15 protein-coding genes and 1 tRNA gene are annotated in these 21801 nt (G+C 52.6%); 3 read left to right on the forward strand and 13 right to left on the reverse strand.

Annotated features, from left to right (window positions below; genetic code table 11):
- Nucleotides 1–60: 60 nt before the first annotated feature.
- On the reverse strand, nt 61–1887 hold the full coding sequence (gene glmS, locus AYK82_RS05185) for a glutamine--fructose-6-phosphate transaminase (isomerizing) (RefSeq protein ID WP_068312184.1): 1827 nt from the start codon (nt 1885–1887) through the stop codon (nt 61–63).
- Between the two features lie 179 nt (nt 1888–2066).
- Nucleotides 2067–3428, reverse strand: coding sequence for a bifunctional UDP-N-acetylglucosamine diphosphorylase/glucosamine-1-phosphate N-acetyltransferase GlmU (gene glmU / locus AYK82_RS05190; RefSeq protein WP_068312187.1), 1362 nt, complete (start codon nt 3426–3428; stop codon nt 2067–2069).
- A 360-nt stretch (nt 3429–3788) separates the two neighbouring features.
- Between glmU and AYK82_RS05195 the strand changes: the two genes are divergently transcribed.
- Both AYK82_RS05195 and AYK82_RS05200 read left to right on the forward strand, forming a co-directional pair.
- Nucleotides 3789–4721, forward strand: coding sequence for a hypothetical protein (locus tag AYK82_RS05195; RefSeq protein WP_156453263.1), 933 nt, complete (start codon nt 3789–3791; stop codon nt 4719–4721).
- Nucleotides 4722–4947: 226 nt separating this feature from the next.
- The gene (locus tag AYK82_RS05200) at nt 4948–5877 is read left to right on the forward strand and encodes a DMT family transporter (RefSeq protein WP_208976402.1); all 930 of its coding nucleotides are present in this window, start codon (nt 4948–4950) and stop codon (nt 5875–5877) included.
- An 11-nt stretch (nt 5878–5888) separates the two neighbouring features.
- Here the strand turns inward: AYK82_RS05200 and AYK82_RS05205 are convergent, their stop codons facing one another.
- From AYK82_RS05205 to AYK82_RS05220, 4 genes are all read right to left on the reverse strand, one after another.
- Nucleotides 5889–6623: a cytochrome c biogenesis CcdA family protein gene (locus tag AYK82_RS05205; RefSeq protein WP_068312192.1), complete on the reverse strand. Its 735-nt coding sequence runs from the start codon at nt 6621–6623 to the stop codon at nt 5889–5891.
- 253 nt (nt 6624–6876) lie between these two features.
- Complete coding sequence (locus AYK82_RS05210) at nt 6877–7314, reverse strand: universal stress protein (protein ID WP_068312195.1); 438 nt, start codon at nt 7312–7314, stop codon at nt 6877–6879.
- Nucleotides 7315–7334: 20 nt separating this feature from the next.
- Complete coding sequence (locus tag AYK82_RS05215) at nt 7335–9947, reverse strand: TRAP transporter permease (RefSeq protein ID WP_068312198.1); 2613 nt, start codon at nt 9945–9947, stop codon at nt 7335–7337.
- A gap of 145 nt (nt 9948–10092) precedes the next feature.
- Entirely contained in the window at nt 10093–11049 is a 957-nt protein-coding gene (locus AYK82_RS05220) for a TAXI family TRAP transporter solute-binding subunit (protein ID WP_068312201.1), read from the reverse strand.
- A gap of 785 nt (nt 11050–11834) precedes the next feature.
- Between AYK82_RS05220 and AYK82_RS05225 the strand changes: the two genes are divergently transcribed.
- Nucleotides 11835–11910: transfer RNA gene (locus AYK82_RS05225), tRNA-Lys, on the forward strand.
- A gap of 174 nt (nt 11911–12084) precedes the next feature.
- On the opposite strand, the gene AYK82_RS05230 is transcribed toward AYK82_RS05225, so the two are convergent.
- The 7 genes from AYK82_RS05230 to AYK82_RS05260 form a co-directional block, all read right to left on the reverse strand.
- Nucleotides 12085–15333, reverse strand: a complete 3249-nt coding sequence (locus AYK82_RS05230; protein WP_208976403.1) for an autotransporter outer membrane beta-barrel domain-containing protein — start codon at nt 15331–15333, stop codon at nt 12085–12087.
- Between the two features lie 875 nt (nt 15334–16208).
- On the reverse strand, nt 16209–16898 hold the full coding sequence (locus AYK82_RS05235) for a Crp/Fnr family transcriptional regulator (RefSeq protein ID WP_068312204.1): 690 nt from the start codon (nt 16896–16898) through the stop codon (nt 16209–16211).
- 406 nt (nt 16899–17304) lie between these two features.
- Nucleotides 17305–18960: a methyl-accepting chemotaxis protein gene (locus AYK82_RS05240; RefSeq protein ID WP_068312207.1), complete on the reverse strand. Its 1656-nt coding sequence runs from the start codon at nt 18958–18960 to the stop codon at nt 17305–17307.
- Nucleotides 18961–18967: 7 nt separating this feature from the next.
- Nucleotides 18968–19951 (reverse strand): cytochrome-c peroxidase, encoded by a 984-nt coding sequence (locus tag AYK82_RS05245; RefSeq protein WP_068312523.1) that lies wholly within the window; start codon nt 19949–19951, stop codon nt 18968–18970.
- 279 nt (nt 19952–20230) lie between these two features.
- The gene (gene tenA / locus AYK82_RS05250) at nt 20231–20884 is read right to left on the reverse strand and encodes a thiaminase II (RefSeq protein WP_068312210.1); all 654 of its coding nucleotides are present in this window, start codon (nt 20882–20884) and stop codon (nt 20231–20233) included.
- 86 nt (nt 20885–20970) lie between these two features.
- Nucleotides 20971–21375, reverse strand: coding sequence for a HesB/IscA family protein (locus AYK82_RS05255; RefSeq protein WP_068312213.1), 405 nt, complete (start codon nt 21373–21375; stop codon nt 20971–20973).
- 30 nt (nt 21376–21405) lie between these two features.
- Entirely contained in the window at nt 21406–21801 is a 396-nt protein-coding gene (locus AYK82_RS05260) for an SUF system Fe-S cluster assembly protein (protein ID WP_068312216.1), read from the reverse strand.

The following is a 21801-nucleotide window of genomic DNA, read 5'->3' on the forward strand; positions in this document are numbered from 1 at the left end:
CTGAAAGCTCACAGGGTGCGCAGCATTCACAACACCGCGCAACATGCGAAAGGCAATGCGCTACTCCACAGTTACGGATTTTGCCAGATTTCGGGGCTGGTCGACATCAGTGCCCATGAAGACAGCTGTATGATAGGACAGCAGCTGGAGCGGGATCGCGTAGGCTATGGGGCTGACAAGCTCTCCCATGGACGGCATCGAGATCACTTCTCCCTGTTCCAAGCCAGAAGCCGCAGCACCCGCCTCGTCTGTAAGCAACAAAATGCGCCCACCGCGCGCGGCGACCTCCTGCATGTTCGACACAGTCTTGTCGTAGATGCCATCATGCGGTGCGACGACAATAACTGGCATATCCTCATCGATGAGTGCGATCGGCCCGTGCTTTAGCTCACCGGCAGCGTAACCTTCCGCATGGATATAAGAAATCTCTTTTAGCTTTATCGCGCCCTCCAGCGCCAAGGGGTAGTTGGTGCCGCGGCCAAGATAAAGCGCATTTTTCGCCTTAGACATGGCCTGCGCCAGTTTCTCGATTGCGGCTTCACTCTTCAGCGCTTGCAAACACAAGGTTGGCGCTTCGATAAGCTGGGCGACCAGCTTCTGTTCCTCTTCTTGGCTCAGTACGCCGCGCTGACGCCCGGCATGGATGGCGAGCGCTGCAAGAACGGTAAGCTGGCAGGTGAATGCCTTGGTGGAAGCAACACCGATCTCTGGACCTGCGATGGTTGGAAACACCACATTCGCTTCGCGGGCAATGGTGGATTCTGGCACGTTGACAACCGCGCCGATTTGCATGCCTTCTTGCTTGCAGTAGCGCAGCGAGGCCAGCGTGTCCGCTGTTTCCCCGGATTGGGAAACGAAAAGCGCCAGATCACCTGCCTTTAGTGGCATTTCACGGTAGCGGAATTCGGAGGCGATATCGATATCAACGGGCAGCCTTGCGTATTTTTCGAACCAGTATTTTGCTGTCAGGCCTGCATAATAGGCTGTGCCGCATGCACAAATGACAAGCCGGTCGATCGCGGCAAAGTCAAAGGATGTGCCTTCTGGAAGCTTTGTGGATTTGCTGGCAAAATCCACATAGGCGGTCAGCGAATGACCAATGACCTCGGGCTGCTCGTGGATTTCCTTGGCCATAAAGTGGCGATAATTGCCTTTGTCCATCATTGAGGCCGAGACCATGGACGTTTGCACTGCACGCGCAACCTGCTGGCCAGCGGCATTATAGATCTGCGCGCCTGCCCGCGTCAGCACGGCATAATCCCCTTCTTCAAGGTAGCAGACCTTGTCGGTAAAGGGAGACAACGCGATTGCATCGGAACCGAGGAACATTTCCCCCTCGCCATAGCCCACTGCCAGTGGCGAGCCGCGCCGGGCACCAATCAATAGATTGTCTTCCCCTTCAAACAGGATTGCCAGCGAGAACGCGCCTTTGAGACGGGCAAGAACGCTTTCCACCGCCGCTTGTGGCGTTTTTCCGGCTGCGCGCTCGGCCGCAATCAAGTGCACCACCACTTCGGTATCAGTATCACTGCTCAATTGCGCACCGGCAGCCAACACCTCAGCGCGCAACTCAAGATAGTTTTCGATAATGCCGTTGTGAACCAAGGCAACGCCATCAGCCATGTGCGGATGGGCGTTTTCCACGGACGGGGCGCCATGGGTGGCCCAACGGGTGTGGCCAATGCCGCTTTTGCCAGCACATGGGTCACCTTCAAGCACAGCTTGAAGATTACGCAGTTTTCCTTTTGCGCGCAGGCGCTTGAGCTGCCCGGTCTCCAAAGTGGCGATACCGGCTGAATCATAGCCGCGATATTCCAAACGTTTGAGCGCATCGACCAGCAATGGGGCGACGAGGGTTTGCCCAAGAATACCAATAATTCCGCACATAGGAAGCTCCAACTAAAATAAAGCGCGTCGGCTCGCGCCATAAGACCAATTTTGTTTTTTGTTAGTGCAGGTCTTTGCACAAAGCTAATCAATCAATCTTGCGGTTTCTTACAGAAGCAACAAAGCGCCATATCAGGCGCCTTGTTCATGCTTTGCTATAGAGTCCGCTTTCCGTGTTATTATTTTGTTTTTGCGCGCTTTTTTGCCTCAAGCCTTGCGCGAATGCGCGGGGCGGCCCCCTCTTTGTTCTCTTGCTGCGGGCGGGCGATTGCCAAAGCATCCTGTGGAACATTGCGGGTTAGCGTAGAGCCAGCTGCGGAGGTTACGCCATCACCGATGCTTAACGGCGCTACCAAAATCGAGTTAGAGCCGATAAAGCAATTCTCGCCTATCTGGGTTTTGTGTTTCAGATAGCCATCATAGTTGCAGGTGATTGTGCCGGCACCAATATTGGTCTTACTGCCAATACTCGCATCACCGATATACGAGAGGTGATTGACTTTGGCTCCTTGTGCAATCTCGGCGTTCTTGATCTCGACAAAATTACCGATGCGCGCACCTTCTCCGATGTTTGCGCCGGGACGCAGGCGTGCATAAGGGCCGATGGTCGCCTGCGCAGCGACGTTGCAGTGTTCTAGATGTGAGAATGCACGGATCGAAGCGCCGCTGGCCACCTCTACGGCAGGACCAAACACCACATTCGGCTCTACTAGGACATCCGGGGCGAGCTGCGTATCATATGAGAAATAGACCGTCTCTGGCGCTTGCAAGGTGACGCCACCAAGCATGGCTGCAGTTCGTTTGCGCGTTTGGAAGACAGCTTCACAGGCGGCAAGCTGTGCGCGGTTATTGATGCCCTGCACCTCCTCTTCCGGTGCTGTGGCGACGACAACGGATAGCCCAAGATTGACCGCGTGCTCTACCGCGTCTGTGAGGTAAAACTCTTCATTGGCGTTGTCATTGGTGATCATGGCCAGCAGTTTTTGCAAGTGCTCTGCCTTAAAGGCCATGATTCCCGCATTACAGAGGGTGACTTGGCGCTCTGCTTCACTGGCGTCCTTGTGCTCACGAATGGCAACCAGCTCATCGCCTTGCATAAGAAGGCGGCCATAGCCGGTTGGGTCTTTTGCCTCAAACCCCAGTACGGCAAGCGCTGCGCCTTGACTCAGCTTTTCCCGCAGCAAAGCAAAGCTCTGTGCCTGCACCAAGGGCGTATCGCCAAAAACAACAAGGACATCGCCCTGAAACCCGCTAAACGCAGGCTCTGCCGCGCGTAAAGCATCGGCGGTGCCTTGCCGGTTGACCTGCACATAGGTAGAGGCTGCATGATCCATCTGGGCAACCACAGCCTCAAGCTGCGGCATATCCGGGCCCACAACAACTGCTGTTCTATCTGCCCCTGCCGCATTGACCGCCTGCATAACATGACCAACAAGTGGTAAGCCGCCAATTTCGTGGAGTACTTTTGGCAGCTCGGATTTCATTCGAGTGCCAAGCCCGGCGGCTAATACAACAGCGAGGCAATGCGGTTTTTGCGCCATGATCAGGTCTTTCTAAATCTTATGCTGAGGGAGCTCACGAGTCAGCTGGAGCCTTGATGATCTTCTTAGCAAATATTGGTCTACATACCAGTGTTTGCAGTGCATTCCTAATTGCCTGAGAGGCCGTACTCTCACTTTTTTCACTGTATTATCTCGGTAAATCTAGCAGCAGGCGGCTTTCTGCGCGCTCCTTCTGGTTTACCACCGATTAAAAACAGGATACCAATAGGCCGTTAACCATACCTAGAGATTCTTGAGATGATACAGTTTCTAAGAGGCTCTCGGTTGGCAGTGTGGATTTGGCATCGCTCGTTATCCTGAGTGCAGCTGACTTGTTGTCAGGATAAAGAGGCTGGTGGATTGAGTATTCGTTGGAAAGCAGTCACAAGCGTGATTTCGGATAGGTTTGTCACCCTTCTGCGCGGTCTTCAAGACTTCGCCAAGCACCAACCGGTTGTTGCCGGATGGGGAGCTGGAGCGGCTTGTTGCGGTTTGACTTGCTTGCTGATCATTGCGTATTCAAGTTCAACTCAGACACAGCCTCTTGAACGCGCCCCTCGTGCGGCTGCGGTGGTTACCCTGCCTGCTGCCGGAGACGTTCACATCACAGGCGGCGTCGCCCCCACGGACGATTTCATACCCGAGACAACAGCGGCGCGCGCGGCAAGCATCGGGTTAACACATGCGGCGCCAGCAGGCGCAGTACCTTCCGGGGCAGAGCAGTTTTCAGCTGAAGTTGAAGCGCTGCGGTTTGCCTTGGTGAACCTTCGGCTTGAGATCGAGCAGTTGCAACAGCAAAACCAGCAGCTCTCCTCACAATTGCAAGATAAAACAAGGCAGCCGGCGGAAAGCGGCGCGCTTTCACAATCGAGCCAACGCGGACAGAGCCTCAGCCCCACACCACCGGCACAAGTGGATGAAGGGAGCGGCGTCGGTCGCGCAGCAAAAAGCAGCATGACGAACAGCAATTTGCTGACGCTGGCAAGCTTTAAACCCGCTGCCTCAAGCAGTCAGGTTGCTCTTGGAGCCACAAAAATCAAGCGGACGCGCTTCGCGCTTGATCTCGGGACCTTTACAAATCTCAAGGCTCTGCAACTGCACTGGAACAAGCTACAGCAGCTGCATGCAGAAATGCTTAGCGATCTAGCATTGGATGCTCGCCCATTAGGCGCCTTTGAAGGCAGTCCCGGCTATCGGCTGGTGGCAGGGCCACTTTACAACGCGGCAGATGCTGCATTGCTGTGCGCGACGCTTGGCAAAAGCGGTGAGGATTGCAAGCCAACAGCTTTTTGACTTGGTGGTACACTTCATTTTATCCACTCCACATCATTTCAATATTACTCAATTATATGGCTCTTTCTTTTTAGAGGCACACGTACGGCAACATATTGCCTCTATTGCACTTTTCAGGGTTTATCCTGATTATACAACGATCTTGAAGTTGATTATTCCACAGTAGTCGCATCAAGCCATTGCAACGTATGCTGCTGCTACTAAATCAGATAGAAAGCTTAGTCTAATGATCGCCGCACAATCGCCATTCTTGCGAACCTTGCCAATTTTGCTCGTTATGCCTTTGTTTATGAGCAGCAACCTCGTCGTTGGTCGCGCTGCGGTTGAGGCCACCGGCCCGTTTGCTCTTGCCTTTTTTCGCTGGCTGTTTGCCCTAATCATTCTCGCACCATTTATCATCGGCGACTTGAAACGCGATTGGGCGCTGTTGCTACGAAATTGGGGGGAACTGCTTTTCCTCGGATTTTTGGCAATGTGGATTTGTGGGGCACTGGTTTATGTGGGCCTTGCCCGCACCACGGCAACCAACGCAACATTGATCTATTCCAGCGCGCCGGTGGCCATTTTGTTTCTCGATTGGCTGATAAACAGACGTGCTATCAAGCTGCGTGAAGGGATTGGCATTGTTGCAGCGCTATTGGGTGTAACCATCATCGTTGCAAAAGGTGAGTTAGGGGCTTTGCTGCAACTACGTTTGGGGGGCGGCGATGCGCTTATCGTTTTGGCAACAGTTTGTTGGGCTCTTTATTCCATTCGCCTTAAAGGCAGCGAGCTGGGTAGCGCAGCCACCACATCCGTTTTTTTTGCTGTGGCTTCATTTGGCGTTGTCTTGCTGGCCCCATTTATGCTTTATGAGGCATTCGTCCCAACAAGTGCGATGCACGTGCCCTTGCCATCTTCGCCAAGTGTTTGGATTTCAATCAGTGCGCTGGCGTTGTTTGCCTCTGTGTTGGCATTTTTAAGCTACCAGTACGGAATTAAACAGGTTGGAGCGTCAGTTGCGGGATTGTTTATGTACCTCATGCCACCTTATGGCGTTGGCATGTCACTTATATTTCTTGAGGAGCAAGCGCACGCCTATCACCTTGCAGGTTTTGCCGGGGTGATGATAGGGCTGCTGCTTGCCACGTTACCAGCACGTTTTTTTAGGCACTAAGCAAGCCCAAACTACCCCACCTGAGATAGCGCCGGGAACCATTCAAGTAACTGAAAAGACAGCCATTGAATGGCTCCCGTCAAAAAGGCAATTCCCGTAAGCACGAGGACGCCGCCCATAACCTTCTCAACGGTTTCCAAATGACGGCGAAAACGGACCATAAAGCCAAGAAATGCGCGCGCGAACAGTGCTGCAAGCAGGAACGGCAGGCCAATACCCAATGAATATGCGGAAAGCAGTATTGCCCCCTGCCCTACAGTCTCTTTCGCCCCGGCAACAAACAGCACCGATGACAAGACCGGCCCGATGCAGGGCGTCCACCCAAAGCCGAACGCCAGCCCCATGGCGTAGGCACCCAGCAAATTGCCACGGCTGGAGACTTGCAGGCGCGCTTCGCGGTAGAACAAACCAATGCGGAAGACACCAAGAAAATGCAGCCCCATTACGATTATGAACACCCCAGCGACCTTCGCCAGAACATCAGAATAGGCAAGCAGGCTTTGACCGATAACAGAGGCCGTGGCGCCTAGAGACACAAAGACCGTTGAAAAGCCCAGAACAAATACAAGTGCTGCCATAAACACCTTGGCACTGGTGCCGGCACTGCGCGTATCGGCCTGCATGTCTTCCGCAGAAAGGCCCGCAACATAACCAAGGTAAGGTGGGACAAGTGGTAAGACACAAGGGGAAATAAAAGATAACACCCCGCCTAAAAAGGCTCCAAATAGACTGACTTGCTCAAGCATAATTGTTTTTTCGCATCCTCTTGCAAGGCACCGCGATGCCTCTAGCTTGAAAGCTCTATAACAAAAAAGACACGGGCTTCACAGAGAAAAGCAACAGAGCAGCAAGCGCGTGAATACGCTTTACACTCACATCTTTGCGAACGCGCAATGACCATGGCTCGCTGGAAACTAAGGGGAACAGTTGCTAGCGGGTACAAACAATGCTGAAACAATGAAAAAGGCCCGACTAGATGCCGGGCCTTCGTTCTTGCGGTTAGGTTTCTTCGCGAACCACCATGACCGATTGCTTCGCATGCCGGACTACTCGGGCAGCGTTCGGCCCGAGTAGATAGTCCTTAAGCTCGGGCCGGTGCGAGGACAATACGATCAGATCGCACGCAAGCTTATCTGCTGCGTTAATGATCTCCTCGTAAATCGTCCCGTGAGCCACATGCCCCTGCACATCCATACCTTCTTCGGGTAACTCAGCATCAAGCAGTTCTTCCAGTGCCTGCCGGGTACGTTCAAGAGCCTTTGCTTCAAACTCCTTCCCAAAGTACCCGCCAACCAGCGCCTTACCAAAACTTGGGACGACTGCCACGATGTGCAGCTGCGCCTCGTAGTTTTTTGCCATATCAAGCGCGACAGGCAACGCCCGCTTGCACACGGTTTCCTCATTTAAATCAAGAGGAAGTAGGATCTTTTTGAACATATCTGTTCCCGTTCCTTTGCTTAGAAGGCTGGCTGCGTTTGCCGCCGACGCTGAACCATAATGACCAACGCCAACAACAGTAGTGCAGGAATATAGAACAATTCCCGAGCCATACGCTGAGCCTTCACCTCAGTACGCGCAAGTGTCACAGGGGTATCCCCGTAAAAATCGAAGACCTGTAACTCTTCCGCATGCTGTGTACCTGGGAATGGCTCTTCAAACACCATCACACCGTCTTCCTCAAAGACAGACAGGCCTGCGGCTGCAAGGCGCGCCTCCGCATCCCCTTCAGCCACGGTAAGTGGCAGTGTCCACGTGATTGTTTTGTCCGGATTATCAAAATCCGGTCCCTGCAAGCGAAGACGAACCTCTTCTTCTTTTGGCGCTTCACTCAGCATCTGCATAGTTGCTGTCCCTGTTGCCTGATGGAATGGCGGCTCCACCATGTCGAGCCAGAAGCCCGGACGGAACAGAGTGAATGCAATTAACAGCAGCGTGAGAGACTCCCACATTTTGGAGCGGGCAAAGAAGTAGCCCTGCGTTGCAGCGGCAAACAGCATCATCGCGACAACAGCCACAGCAAAGACGAAAATCGCGTGATTGAAAGTCACATCAATCAGCAACAGGTCTGTGTTGAAAATGAACAGGAACGGCAACAGGGCTGTACGGATGGAGTAAATGAAGCCCTGCACACCTGTTTTGATCGGATCGCCACGGCTGATCGCAGCGGCGGCGAAGGCCGCAAGCCCGACCGGCGGTGTGACATCAGCCAAAATGCCAAAGTAGAACACAAAGAAGTGCACTGCGATAATTGGCACAACAAAACCGTTCTGCGCCCCCAGATCGACGATGACCTGCGCCATAAGGGAAGACACCACAAGGTAGTTTGCAGTGGTTGGCAAGCCCATGCCTAGGATTAGACTCATTATGGCGACCAGCACCAGCATAAGCAACAGATTGCCGCCCGACAGGTATTCTACCAACTCACCAATCATCTGGTGTGCGCCGGTGATCGATACGGTGCCAACAATCACCCCAGCTGCCGCGGTTGCAACAGCAATACCGATCATATTGCGTGCGCCACCAATCATTCCCTCAACGAAGTCATTGAAACCACGCTTGAACGTGCCGGCGATGTCCTGTGCGCGGAAAAAAGCTTTAAGCGGATGCTGGGTCAGAACGATGAAGATCATCGCCATCGTTGCATAGAAGGCAGAAAGCGAAGGCGAGAAACGCTCCAACAAGATACACCAGATCAACACCACGATCGGCAGGATGAAGTAGTAGCCGGTTTTGCCCACATCAGAGGCGAGCGGCAATTCTTTAATCGGCGCGTTTGGATCGTCAACTTCCAGATCTGGCATCTTGGATGCGATGCGGACGAGGAAGACATAAATCACCGCAAATATTGCCATCACCACCGGGAAGGTTAGGCCCGGGATGTTCGCCTTAAAGAAGCCAAGGACGTAGTAAACTGCCATACCAAGCAGTGAGATGCCGATAAAGCCGGTGAGCACGCCAATGAGTCGCTGCATCAGAGTGACCCGCGCAGGTGGCTTGGGCAGACCCTTGAGGTTCATTTTCAACGCTTCCAAATGCACAATGTACACCAGAGCGATGTAAGAAATGACGGCAGGGACAAATGCATGCTTCACCACCTCGTGATAGCCGACACCCGTAAACTCGGCAATGAGGAACGCCGCTGCGCCCATTACCGGGGGCATCAACTGGCCATTAACCGAAGAGGCAACCTCAACAGCGCCGGACTTTTCCGCGGGAAAACCCGTCCGCTTCATAAGTGGGATGGTGAAAGTGCCGGTGGTGACCACATTGGCGATGGAGGAGCCGGAGTAAAGGCCGCTCATGGCCGAGGCGACAACCGCGGCTTTTGCTGGTCCACCACGCAAGTGACCAAGCAGCGCGAAAGCGGATTTGATGAAATAGTTCCCTGCCCCGGCCTTCTCCAAGAGAGAACCGAACAGCACGAACAAGAAGATCATCGAGGCGGAGACGCCGACAGCGACACCGAACACGCCTTCCAGCTGCATCCAGTAGTGCCACATTGCCTTACCAAAAGAGGCACCGCGCCACTGGATAGCTTCTGGCAGGAATGGCTGATTGCCAAAGAACGCGTAGAGCAGGAAAACACCTGCAACAATAACCAGTGGCAGGCCAAGGGTGCGATAGACCGAGATCGCCAGAACGATCAGACCGACGCTGGATATGACCAGATCGACATCCGTTGGCAGCCCCGCGCGCTCGGCAATCGCTTCGCGCATAACCACCAGATAAAGGCAGGAGACCGCAGCAGCTGCGATCAGCAACCAGTCATACCACGGCAAGCGATAGCGCGGACTATTTGCAAACAAAGGATAAGCGAATCCGGCCAATACCATACCAAAAGCTAGGTGTATGAAACGGACTTCGGAGTTATTAAAGATCAGCTTTAGACCGGTAACATCATGCAGCCAGAACGGCACGCTGGATGCCACATATAGTTGAAACAATGACCAAGAAAACGCAATTGCGGCAACCAGTGTTCCTAGTGAACCTGATAGATTTCGCGCGCCGGTGTCGGTCTGCGCGACCAGTTCGGTGGCATCCACCTGCGCCTTGTGCTTCTCTGCACTCATCGCCCACCCCTAAGTTTCGCCCCCAAGTCGAGGCATGATTACTATTTTGATTATTTGATGGCGAAAACCCGCAAAAAACCGAGGGTTTTTGCGGGCCTTCCTTAGACAGATGTCAGCTACGCTAGCAAATAGCGAGCCATTTCAATTACATCCAGCCTTTTTCTTTGTAGTACTTCACAGCACCTGGGTGCAGAGGAGCGGTCAAGGAATCCTTGATCATTTCTTCTGGCTTCAGGTTTGCGAAGGCAGGGTGCAGCTTTTTGAAGTCGTCGAAGTTTTCGAATACGGACTTAACAACGGTGTAAACAACATCATCGGAAACCTTATCGGAAGTGACGATGGTTGCGCCAACGCCAAAGGTGTTGATGTCTTTGTCGTTGTTGTACATGCCAGCAGGGATGGTCGCCTTACGGTAGAAGGAGTACTTGTCCAACAGTGCGTCGATTGCAGGACCTTCTACGTTAACCAGCTGTGCGTCACAGGTGGATACGGTTTCCTGGGTTGCAGCGGATGGGTGACCAACGAGCCAGTAGTAGGCATCGATTTTGCCATCACACAGAGCAGCACCAGCTTCTGCAGATTTCAACTCGGTTGCCAGAGCGAGATCGTCAGTTTTAACGATGCCCTCTTTTTCCAGCAGCTGCCATGTGGCGTACTGACCGGAACCTGGGTTGCCGATGTTGACTTTTTTACCTTTGAGATCGGTGTAGTTGCTGATGCCAGCATCTTTGCCAGCAAGCATTGTTACCGGCTCTGGGTGTACGGAAAATACTGCACGAACACCTTCAAAAGGCTTGCCATCCCACTGAGCACGGCCTTCGTATGCATTAGCCTGAACGTCAGACTGGGCAACGCCGAATTCCAGCTCACCAGCCTGAATAGTGTTGATGTTGTATACAGAACCACCGGTAGACTCTACAGAGCAACGAATACCGTGGTCTTTGCGGGTTTTGTTAACCAGACGACAGATAGCGCCACCGGTTGGGTAGTAAACGCCGGTGACGCCACCGGTACCAATTGAAACGAATGTCTGCTCAGCCAGCGCAGTGGACGCGCCGGAAATAGCCAATGCTGCACCGAGTGCAATGCTTGTAATTCTCATTAGGATCCTCCAGTTTGCGAGACCCTTTACGGGTCTTTATATTTCAGGGGCTTTGAAGTGTTGGTACAAAGCCGCCACTTGGCATCACGTGTGACACCACTCCCCCTCTGCTTGGCACTTACCTCTAGTATACAGCAGCGTACATCCCAAGAAATGACAGTGCTGCGCATGAGCGTCCCAAGCGCAAGGTTACCTACCCAACAGCCTAAGGGCCCGGTAGTGAAAAAAACTGATATACACAACTTCTTTCGTAAATTCCCGTAGATAGGGTAAACCCACCCCTAAAAGCGGGAGCGTTAGAAGTGTTATTTCAGTATATTCCTATATCAGAATATTCTTTCTCTCTAGGAGCAGCTCTAAACTTTTACGTGTTTCCCGATAGCTGCACCAGAGCCTCCAGATTGCTGCACAGATAATGAATACCTATCTGCCGCAGGGTAAAAATTAGAAATGCAACATCCATTCCTGAAAAGCCATGTCGCACCATTCCTCGATGGGCAGAATGCTTGAAACAGACAAGGCGTTACACCATCCACCGCATTGAATTTATCTTGGCAGTTTTTGCAGTTTCAGTGCACCCCCTGTTTCCCACAGGCTTGCGATATTTACCGAGTGCTCGCTAAGGTTTCACACAGTGAATTTGGAAAATTTGCGATTGGGTCAACTTTTAGCTTGCGCAACTCATCTCAACCGACTAAACACCCTCTCAACGACGCGGATCGCGGGAGGTTAAAGTTCAAAAAGAGTTAATCTTGAAGGACTTATACCAAATGTGAACGTGGCGAGAGCCCGTAGCTCAGCTGGTAGAGCAACTGACTTTTAATCAGTAGGTCCACGGTTCGAACCCGTGCGGGCTCACCATTTACCTCATGGTATATGAAGAGGTTGTGCAAAGCTCCCTATTGGGGAGCTTTTTGCATTTTTATCGGCACAAGCTTAGAGCTCTTGCGCGTTGAAGACCCTAATGCTTGCCCCTAGTCATCTCAAACTCGCTCCCTATCTTGCATTGCAAGAATCGCAGATGTGATTTTATTCTTAAAATCTTAGGGCAAGTGTTGCCTTGAGCCCTTGATCGATGAAGCCTGAGGCAAATCGGCCATCGTAGAGCACACTCAATGTCGAGTTTTCCCCCAATTCTGCCGATATCCCCATATTGAGCAGAAAGGTGTCTTTAGAAACCGGTACACCGGACACAGAAAACGCGTCCCCTGTTGCAAAGGCATGCCGAGCCGTGGGAGTTATTGTGCTGAAGGTATGTTGCCAAGCGGCTTGTGCAAAAAGATCCGCGGTGGCGTTTCCAAAGTTTACCTCTGTCGTCGCGCGTAGCCCAATGCTGGTAAAGGTGTTGTCCATACCTTGCTGCACCGCTGTCAATGCCGCTGTTCCACCGACCTCTGAATAGGCGCCACTGGTTAGGTGGAGGTAAGTCAAATTGGCAAAAGGCTCCAGACTGCTGACGCCAAAGTCAAAACGATAGCCTGCCTCACCAAAAAGCTGAGCGGTTTGCGCCGTATAGGACCCTGACAAGGTCTCAGCAAGGCCGGTAAAGGTAACGGAACGGGTTTTGTCGATATCATGCCATGTATAGCTCGCTCCGGCGCGCAGCCCTACCGGGCCTAGCTCTGTTGCGCCATAGGCACCAAGATGCAGCGCCCCCAGCGACGCAAAGGATGATCTACCATCAATATCCATATTAGAATTGCTGTAGCCGCCAAACATACCGATGCGGGAACTTTCCGCGATGCTAACGTCCCCTCCTAAAAGGAAACCGGCGGTTTTACGGTCCATTCCGGCTGCATTGTGACTGTGCTCCCAGCTTCCGAAGGCACCAAAGCCCTGCCCCCAAAACGTTAAGCTGTCGCTGACGTGCTTCGTCGCTTGTTGCTGATCACTATCGGCATCTGCATCCAGTACAGTGCGCATTCGGTTGAGTACCGCCTCGCGGGTAAAATGGCTATCTTCAATCAGAGCGGTTTTCATTGAGGCGTGGGCTTCGCCTGAAAGCTGGTCAAGAGCAGTCGGGGCTGCCGCGTTGGAAAGATTTTGAGTAGCAGCGAATAGGCTTCCGCTGCCGGTTGAGTAAACGCCCTCCCCCGTCGCACATTGGTTAGCGCTCATACCATCCAAACAGAACGTGCTCGATACCGATTTGGAACCTAGATAAACACTGTTGGCATCATAAGAGAGCTCAAAGTCAAGAAAGGCGAAGTCATCCGTCGGGGTTGATCCATCAAATGTACCGGAGACGCCCCCAGCAGCACTGATAATCGTATAAACTGTGCCGGCGGTATAGGTTGACCCGTTATCGGTTTCATTCTCCGGCTTAACGTGCACCGTACCACCATTGATCGTCGCCGCACCGCTGGCGGCAAGCAGGTCGTTGTTGGTGCCCGCCACATCGCCGCCATCGTTCAACTCAACCTCATAGGTTGACCCACTATTGAAAACAAGAGAAGCCGCGTTCAATGTCCCGATGGAGTTTCCAGGCGTTACCACAGCACCTGAATTCAACGCGGCAGCCCTGACAGCACCTGAACCTCCAAGGCTGCCGCCATGGACTGTGACATCACCAATGGAGCCATTAACAAGCAGCTTACCCGCTGTCAGGGTTGTGCCACCTGAATAGCTATTGTTGCCGTTGAGAATAAGTGTGCCCAAATCGGTTTTATTCAGAGAGCCTGCTCCTCTTATGTCAGAGGCGATGGTCGCAGAGAAGTCCGCTCCAGCATTTGATCCTTCACCAACACGGACCGAGGTCGCACCGTTGAGGTTAAGATCGCCACCTGTGACTTGATAGCCATCTGCGGCAAACTGTAGGCCAGATGAAACCGAGATCCCGACGCTATCCACGGTGACAGTCCCACCAGTGCCTTGAAAAACAAGAGAGCTGTTAGGATCATAGGCAAGATCTGTGAAGCTGGCGGAATTGGTCCAGTTCTGGCTTGTCGTATTCCATGTGCCTGTGCCGCCATGTACGGTGCCGTCGGCGGCCGAGGTGCCGTTCCAAAACAATAAATCCTGCTCCGAGGCCAAGAGCGACACCGTACCGGGCGTTGCAGTGGTGCTCAGGGCATAGTCATAACCAAGCGGGGAAAGCCCGAGTGTGAGGCCATTATCTGTCAGGGTGCCGCCATAGGTGATTAATGAATATACGCCTGCACCAAACGCTCCAGCGTCGGTAACATCAATTGTACCATCCAACGTCAGGTCGCCGCCAACGGTGATCAGGTCGCTATCTACTCCCGAAGTGCCATCGGGCGCGCCAAGGCCAAAAGCGAGCTTCGTGCTTTCGCCCAACACGAGATTGCCGCCGATCGTTAAACTGCCGGTTCCCTTCTGGCCTGGAGAGAGCGTACCATCTGTCGCCTCGACATTGCCGACAGTGCCCGTGCCCCCCAGCGCGCCACCCGTCAATTTGATCTGCCCAGGCAACTCGCCATTGACGATCAACGCACCGCCAGTGATATTCGTCGTGCCAGCAAATCTTTGGCTATAGCCAAAGAATGTACCCACACCGCCGGTCCAGATCGTTGTGCCTGCCAAATGATTGATTGTGTGGTTAGATCCCGCAGAGGCTAATACCGATCCGATGTCGACATCAAAAATATAAGCATCATCCGTGTGATTGAAATTCAGCTCGCTCTTGGCATACCGAAAATAGATGCTTGGAATATCCAGTATGCCCGGGGCCTGCGCAGCTTCATCTTTCGCGGCACCGATATTGAGGGAAAAACGGCTATACTTGCCCATTCCAACAGCGTCACCAAACCTGATCCAATAGGGTGCGGAAAAAGTACCGCCATTCGCAACGGTGAGTACGCTCGTTCCATATCGGAAATCTAGTTGGCTTAAAGTTGATAGTATAGACCCTTTACCCGAAACAAGAATACGACCTCCTTCTGCAGGTGTTGGCGTGCTATGGAAATAATGACCAAGAGCTATATCGCGGTTTACAGTCACGTGCGCGCCGTCAAGCACGTTAAGCTCACCGCGGGCAATCCCGCTATCGATAGAACTGCGGTAGCCAAGATTCAAATCGCCGACAATAGTTTTATCTTCTTTTACGCCTTCGTCGTCTTCGCCTGAGATTGTAAGTGTTCCAACTCCCCCATAGCCTAAGTACAAATAACTACCACCAAAAGAGCCGCGTTTTTTACCGGTAAAGACAACATCTGCCTGACTAATCTGGGGCGTTGCCGTTAGTGCGCCTGCAATGACTAGTATGGCAAGCCTATGCGAAACTAAGGCTGATGTGTTTTTGTATGCAAAGATCAAGCGTCGCATCTGCGTTTATCCCTGAAGAGTAAAAAAATCGGAAAAGCAAAACCAAAGTGGGATCAGACAGCAGTCCAAGTCCGTCGTGTTTGCTGGCGGCGCAACTGCGCAATTAATGGCGGATGCGGAAAAGTAGGATTGAGGTCACAACCAGTTGAGGGTCGACATGGATCTGGCTTTTGCGAGGCACCTAGGCCCCTGTCACCGGATCGGAAAGAGAGGCTCGCTATGGGCATCGCCAGAACAGACCGGCTGACGGCTGCCAAGTTTAAGGCCAGAAAAGCGTTCACAGGAAAACGCAACGCTGGAAACGGCCTTTCTCTCTTTCGAAAAGCCTGCAAACCAAAATCATTTTGGAACATTCAATTCCTCAATCTACACATATTCTAAGTGAGTGCTGGTCAGCCCAAAGCAAAATGCACTCCTCAACGAGGCGTTGGTTGAGCGGCAATAAGCTCCTGAACCTAAAGCATCGAGCCGTGGAGAATTGGGATAGTTTGCGTTGAGGAGAACGCTTCCGTTCTCAGACGCTTCTTCATCACCAACATACAAAACGCAGATGCAAGCGGGCGCACCGCGCCATACAGCGAATAGCGCCCGGACTTCATGCCACCTATCAAATAGGCAGTCTCTGGCTGGCTCGAAGTTGTTTTGTTTGCATGTATGAAGCCCCCCTCAAAGCAACGCTGCTACAGATTACGCTTCCTAGCCAATCGCCAGAGCGCACTTGAATACCTGTGGCAGCAGTCAACATGCCGACACCTGATATTTTATTGGTTAGTTTTACCGAGGAATTGTACGTAGACAGTCGCGTAAAGAATGCTAAGAATTTAGCAATTTCAACATTTACTTATATTAGTGCAGCTGGCGGAGCTGCTTACACATCAAAAAGAAATATGCTCGGCTCTCGCTGCGTCAATCCAATCCGACAGCGCTTGCTTGTCAGGAATAGCGATTGCGCCGTATTTCAAGACGATTAGTCCATTTTTTTCCAGCTGTTTGAGCGCTTTACCCATGGAAACACGTGAGGTGCCTACAGCGACCGCCAACTCCGACTGGTTCCAGTTAAGCAACCCCGGCACTTCTGAGGCTTCGAGCATATTTTGCAAAAACACTGCTGTATAAGCAGGCAAGGGTAGCAAGCGGAGATCGTCCAACATGTTCAGCGCTACATTTAAACGGCTCAATGTTGCTGGCAAAATCGCCTGGGCGATTTCGGGGCAACTGTCCATTAGCGCGAGTATATCTGCTTTGTGAACATAACCAATTGTCGTTTTGCCAACTGCAACTGCATTTTGCGAGCGTTTGCGATCAGTTAGAACACCCATGATGCCAATGAAGTGCCCCTCACCAAGTACGGCGAGAATCGTTTCTCTGCCGCTTGGGCTAAAGCGCCCCATTTTAACCGCCCCTGAGCGCACAATGAGCAGGCGATCCCCATCATCGCCGGGTGAGAAGATCGTACGGCCATCTTGATAGGTGTGACGATGCTCAGCAGCAGCAAAAGCCGCTTTGCTCTTTGGGCTGAGCAAGTCAAGGAACTTGAGGCTGCCGTGATCCAGTAATCCTGCCATGACCAAGGTTCCTTAAAGTGCGTTGGAGGTGTGCGCAGTCACCTTTCCTGCACATCGCCTTTGATGTCAACACACCAATCTGTTCATTGCAGCGGTTCACTTGTCACCGCAGCTCACGCGGTTCCAGCATGGAATTGTATTGACCTAACCCCTTACGCGTTGGCTGGTAAACATCCAAACCGTTACCACCCTCTGCTGTTACCGAGGCCTCAAGGCGCCCTCACCAATCCTACTAGGGTTGCTAGAGCTTAAATCTTCGATACCAATATCAGAGTACGGGATTGGATGCGGATCCACTGCCTTACATTCTTAATAGCTACGATTGAAGTGGGTTAGGCCGGAGCTATACTGCCGAGCACGCACCGAAAAGGTGTGAGTTGCCAGCTATGTAAATTGCCCATACCCACTATGAGTGCGAAACACTGCGCAGGAATTGGTCCACCTCTCCTGTGAGGCTTGCTGTCACTTTAGTGAGCTTTTGGGAAGAGCTGTTAACCGCACCGGCTTCATTGGAGGTTTGCTCGATGGCGGTTGTCGCTGCTGCCGAGCTTTGCAGAGCGTTTTGTGATTGGGCAAAGGCAGCTTGCGCCGCGCCGGCGATATCGCTGGTTGCCGCCTGCTGCTCGCCAACGCCTTCACCGATTGCAATGGTGAGCTGGCTGACCTCTAGTACCGCATTGCTAATTGTGGAAATTGCCTCAACGGTTCCGGTGGTTGAGCGCTGCACCTCGGCGATATGATCGGTAATCTCTTCTGTTGCTGCTGCGGTTTGTCCGGCGAGCGACTTAACCTCGGTGGCGACGACCGCAAATCCACGCCCCATCTCGCCGGCCCGCGCGGCTTCAATGGTGGCATTGAGCGCAAGAAGGTTGGTTTTTTCAGCAATGTCGCGAATAAGATTGAGGACCTCGCCGATTTTCTCCGCCGCTAGCGAAAGATCCGCAACCTTTACATCTGTTTGCGCCGCGGTCTCAACCGTTGCGCTCACCAACTCATTTGCCCGCCTTGATTGACTGCTGATTGAACTGATCGCGACTGACAATTGTTCGGCAGCGCTGGCGACACGCTGAACGTTGTCGCAGGCATTGTTGGCCGCTTCACCGGCATTGCCAGCCTCTCGCTTGGCGCTGTCTGCCAAGTGGTGCAAGCTTTCCGCTGAGCTTTGCATTCCTGAGGATTGGTTGGACAACTCTGCCATTTCTTGGGCAACTGCACTGCGGAAAGCATCAATTGCGGCTTGCTTGCGCGCCTGTGTTTCTTGCTCTTGCTGGCGCTGCTCGTTGGTTTGCGCTTCAAGCTGCCGCTTGGTGATGGCGTTTTCACGAAAGACAACAACTGATTGCTGCATTTGGCCAATCTCGTCGCCGCGTGCGCGCAGCACAAGCGGCTCTCCCAATTCACCGCGGGCCAAAGCGTTCATGCGCCCGGAAAGAGCAACCAATGGGCGGGCGACGCTTTTTGCCGTCCAAAGGGAGGCCAGCACGCCGACAATGCCAAATACGGACAAAACGGTAAGGGCGATGATGTCCGCCGCTTTGGCCTGCTCGATTTTGTCGTGCAGAACTCTCTTGCTTTCGTTTTGTGTGGTGCGTGCGATGGCGGCGATCGAACTGTTCAATGCCGCGTTGCGACGCGACATCTTCTCTTTGGTTGGTATGGCCGGTGCCGGAGCGAGCCCTAAAAGAATGGCTGTGTCGTTGTGCCAAGCGGTGTACGAGGCTTGCGCGGCCTTGATCGCTTTGGTCATGCTTTCATCAAGTGACAGTTCGAGCGTCTGATGTAAGCGCCCGCCAAGGTTTGTCTCTACTTGGGAGAACAAGCGCTTGTATTCCTGCTGCGTGGTAAACTGGGTCATGTCCAAAGCACGGGCAACCAACTGCTCGGCAGAGTGCAGCTCGTTAACCAGAGCAAACGCGTTACGCTGCGCGGCCAAAGCACGCAAGGCAATCTCTTCCATCTGTTGGCGCTTTTGCGCTTCTTGCCACACGAGCGCACTGATGAGCGCCACAGCCAAGGCAAGTAACACCACAACGGGTGCAAGAATTTTACTGGTGATGTTCATTGGAGCCTCAGTTTGGCAAAGTCGGCATAGGGGTTTGTGTTTGCTCGGCTGTTAACGAGAGCATGAAGGCTTTAAGATCCTCCAGCTCTTCGTTGTTTAACTCCAGAGGATGAACGTGTTCAGAACGAGAGGGGCGCTCCATGCCGCCGGAATTGTAATGCGCCATCACGGCGTCCAAGTCTGGCAGGCTGCCGTCATGCATGAACGGGGCACGATAGCTGAGGTTACGAAGGCCGGGGGTTTTAAAGGCAAATTGCATCTTGGAGTTATCAGGCTCCAATGCACCGCGCCCAAGATCATCACCGAACAATCCAACATCATGGAATTTGTTGTCTGTGAAGTTCCAGCCTGTGTGACACTTATCGCATTTTGCCTTGCCGTTAAACAGTTTAAACCCGCGAATGGCAGACTGCGAAATGGCGCGGTCCTGCCCCTCGACCCAGCGATCAAATGGCGCCCAACCGCTTACGACGGTGCGCTCATAGGTGGCGATCGCTGTGAGAATTGTGGACTTGGTGATACCCTTAGTCGGGAACGCGGCTGCAAACCACTCAGCATATTCCGGGATTTCCTCCAGAATGCCGATGATGTCCTCAAACTTGCCGTTCATTTCCACTGGTGCAGTAATAGGCCCTTCTGCCTGCTCCTCCAGTGTCGCAGCGCGCCCATCCCAGAACATCGTAGTCACCCAAGCCGCGTTCAGCACTGTGGGAGCTTGTCGCTTCAAGGCAACATTGGCACTGCCGACGGCGGTTTCTACGGGCACCTCATAGCCAAACGAGGGGTTGTGGCAACTGACGCAATTCATGTTCTTTGCACCTGACAGGCGCGGATCGAAGAACAACATCTTACCCAGTGTGGCGCGCTGGGGGGTGTATACTGCATTGCTGGGAAATGGAATTTCCAACGGACGCTTATATAGTTCCTTAAGCGCTGCGAGGTCTTGTGCCTGCGCATTCGAAATATTTGATGAAACTAAAATACAGATCAGCAACACAACTTGACCTGTTATATGGGCAAAGACCGAAGGCACAGGGATACTCCGAATAAGAAGCTGGGCACCCCTGTTTTACTAACTAGGGGTAATTGCCTATTTCTATCCTCTACCTATAGTTATGTGTCTATATAATTTTATGGTGCATGAATATTAATTCCCATGTTTTTAGTATAATAAGCATGCGATATGAATGTAACCTACCAAACATGCTTTACACTTAAGACTAACCTAAAGAACGATGCGGGCTGCGCCCGCATCGTTCTTTAGGGCATGTTAAAGCGACATCTGCCAGAAATCGGCCTCTAGCTTTGTCGCATTGGCAAAAATTTGCGCATAGCGATCAAAGCCCTGCTGCGAACCATAACGATTATAAAGATCATCAAGCTCTTCAATGGCCGCCTCGGCCAATTGTTGATACTCTTCCCCTGCATATTCAGAGATCCAGACCTTGTAGGGGTTATCTTCTGCAAGGCCGCTTGCACTGGCTGCAAGACGCGCGCCAATCTCCGCATAACCAATAACACATGGCGCCAGAGCGATTTTCAGCTCCAGGAGGTTGCCGCGCATACCAGTATCCAACACGTAGCGAGTGTAAGCCAGTGTTTGCGATGCCTCTGGCGTTGCCTCCATTTGCTCAAGCGATAGGCCCCATTGCGCGCACAGCTTGGTATGCAGATCCATCTCCACATCTAGAATTCCTTGCACCGAGGCAAGGGCTTTGCGCATATCGGATAGGTTTTCGCCCTTGTAAATGGCAAGAGCGTAAGCGCGGGCAAACTCGATAAGAAACAGGTAATCCTGTACCAGATAGTTTTTGAAGGCTGGCAATGGCAAAGAACCGTCACCCATGCCCTCGGTAAATGCATGGTGAGTGTAGGCGTGCCAATCCTCTGTGCATGCCTGTTTTAGTTTTTCAAAAAAACGCAAGATATTCCTCCTCGGCAGAAAAACTGCACCTGAAAACATGAAAGGGGAGAGCAAGCGCCCTCCCCGATTACAACATCAATGACTATTTAAGCTTCCTGCGGGGTGTCGCCCTCAGGGGCCCCTTTAAGAAAGTTTTCGAGATCTGCGCGGCCAAGCTCTACGCTTTCGCCGCAGCCACATGCCGAAAGTTCATTTGGGTTCTTGAAGGTAAAACCGGAGCGAAACTTGGTGGTTTCAAAGCCGATTTCTGTACCCAAAAGATAGAGCATGGCCGAAGGATCAATATAGACACGTACGCCATGAGCTTCGACCATATCGTCTCCGGGCTTTTCCTCGCTGGCCAGCTCCATGGCATATTCCATACCTGCGCACCCACCTTTCTTGATAGAGATACGCAGGCCAAGCGCTGGCTCCTCCTGAGCAGCAAGCAACGCGGCAATGTAGTCCGCTGCTTCTTGCGTCACAGACACAGGGGCAAAACGTGATGTCATTTCCTGTCTCCTTGTTTAAAGCCGCCCGCCCTAGAAAAAGTTAAGCGCAACGCGCGCCTCGTCCGACATGCGCGATGTATCCCATGGCGGATCAAACACCATTTCAACTTCCACATGACCAACGCCTTGCACCGAACCGATGGCGTTTTGCACCCAGATCGGCATTTCCCCGGCCACCGGGCAACCAGGCGCGGTTAGCGTCATGTCAACTTTAACGGTGCGGTCATCTTCGATATCAACCTTATAAATGAGACCAAGCTCATAAATATCTACCGGAATTTCGGGGTCATAAACGGTTTTCAGGGCCGCAATGATATCAGATGTGAGCTGTTCCAGCTCTTCCTGCGGGATTGCAGAGCTCTGGTTAATCTGCGTCTCTGCGATCTCCTCACCGGAGAATTCGCTACGGTTTACATTCTCGCTCAT

Source organism: Polycladidibacter hongkongensis (assembly GCF_001561995.1).
Classification (GTDB): Bacteria; Pseudomonadota; Alphaproteobacteria; order Rhizobiales; family Stappiaceae; genus Pseudovibrio; species Pseudovibrio hongkongensis.

Excerpts from the sequence above, each read along its gene's own strand:
- glmS (WP_068312184.1), bottom strand. The coding sequence starts at position 1,887 with ATGTGCGGAATTATTGGTATTCTTGGGCAAACCCTCGTCGCCCCATTG.
- glmU (WP_068312187.1), bottom strand. The coding sequence starts at position 3,428 with ATGGCGCAAAAACCGCATTGCCTCGCTGTTGTATTAGCCGCCGGGCTT.
- AYK82_RS05200 (WP_208976402.1), top strand. The coding sequence starts at position 4,948 with ATGATCGCCGCACAATCGCCATTCTTGCGAACCTTGCCAATTTTGCTC.
- AYK82_RS05205 (WP_068312192.1), bottom strand. The coding sequence starts at position 6,623 with ATGCTTGAGCAAGTCAGTCTATTTGGAGCCTTTTTAGGCGGGGTGTTA.
- AYK82_RS05210 (WP_068312195.1), bottom strand. The coding sequence starts at position 7,314 with ATGTTCAAAAAGATCCTACTTCCTCTTGATTTAAATGAGGAAACCGTG.
- AYK82_RS05215 (WP_068312198.1), bottom strand. The coding sequence starts at position 9,947 with ATGAGTGCAGAGAAGCACAAGGCGCAGGTGGATGCCACCGAACTGGTC.
- AYK82_RS05220 (WP_068312201.1), bottom strand. The coding sequence starts at position 11,049 with ATGAGAATTACAAGCATTGCACTCGGTGCAGCATTGGCTATTTCCGGC.
- AYK82_RS05230 (WP_208976403.1), bottom strand. The coding sequence starts at position 15,333 with ATGCGACGCTTGATCTTTGCATACAAAAACACATCAGCCTTAGTTTCG.
- AYK82_RS05235 (WP_068312204.1), bottom strand. The coding sequence starts at position 16,898 with ATGGCAGGATTACTGGATCACGGCAGCCTCAAGTTCCTTGACTTGCTC.
- AYK82_RS05240 (WP_068312207.1), bottom strand. The coding sequence starts at position 18,960 with ATGAACATCACCAGTAAAATTCTTGCACCCGTTGTGGTGTTACTTGCC.
- AYK82_RS05255 (WP_068312213.1), bottom strand. The coding sequence starts at position 21,375 with ATGACATCACGTTTTGCCCCTGTGTCTGTGACGCAAGAAGCAGCGGAC.
- AYK82_RS05260 (WP_068312216.1), bottom strand. The coding sequence starts at position 21,801 with ATGAGCGAGAATGTAAACCGTAGCGAATTCTCCGGTGAGGAGATCGCA.